Here is a 920-nt window from a genome sequence, read left to right on the forward strand (position 1 = left end):
ACAGGAAAAGTATTAATCACTTACCCAGATAAGAGTACGGAAGAAGTGACGGTAACGGTAAACGTAACGCCACAAAATGATGAATACAGCCCAACTGGTATTGCGCAAACCGTAGACAATGGACATGTGCCAAACGCAGAAGACAGTGTCAATAAAACAGGGTTGCCAGAAGGCACAACCGTCACATGGAAAGAAACTCCAGTTGTGAATACACCAGGCAGTCATCCAGGAGTAGCGTTAGTTCATTATCCAGATGGAACGGAAGATGAAGTAGAAGTACCAGTCACAGTTAAGAAACAAAGTGACACCTTCAACCCAACGGCAAAAGAGCCAAACCAAACTGTTCGTCACAACGAAGTACCAGATCCAGAGAAAAGTATTAATACAAACGACTTACCAGCAGGAACAAACTATAGCTGGTCCGAACAACCAGCCACAAGTAAACCAGGAAGTAAGACAGGCAAAGTATTAATCACTTACCCAGATAAGAGTACAGAAGAAGTGACGGTAACGGTAAACGTGACTCCGCAAAATGATGAATACAGCCCAACTGGTATTGCGCAAACCGTGGATAATGGACACGTACCAGATCCAGAAACAAGTGTAACCAAAACCGGCTTACCAGAAGGCACAACCGTTACATGGAAGACAAGGCCAGATGTAAGTACACCAGGCAGTCATCCAGGAGTAGCCTTAGTTCATTATCCAGATGGAACAGAAGATGAAGTCGAAGTACCAGTAACGGTAAAAGAACAAAAAGATACGTTTAACCCAACTGCGAAAGAGCCAAACCAAACGGTTCGTCACAAGGAAGTACCAGATCCAGAGAAAAGTATTAATACCAATGACTTACCAAAAGGAACAAACTATAGCTGGTCAGAACAACCAGACACAAGTAAACCAGGAAGTAAGACAGGAAA

General features: G+C 43.4%; 1 protein-coding gene. It reads left to right on the forward strand.

The window, feature by feature from the left end:
• Positions 1-920, forward strand: a 920-nt coding sequence (locus OCF95_RS09750; RefSeq protein ID WP_261105333.1) for a Rib/alpha-like domain-containing protein, incomplete at both ends; no start/stop codon positions are given.

Origin of the sequence: Streptococcus mitis (genome assembly GCF_946188615.1) — a bacterium.
In the GTDB taxonomy this organism is placed as follows: Bacteria; Bacillota; Bacilli; order Lactobacillales; family Streptococcaceae; genus Streptococcus; species Streptococcus mitis_BZ.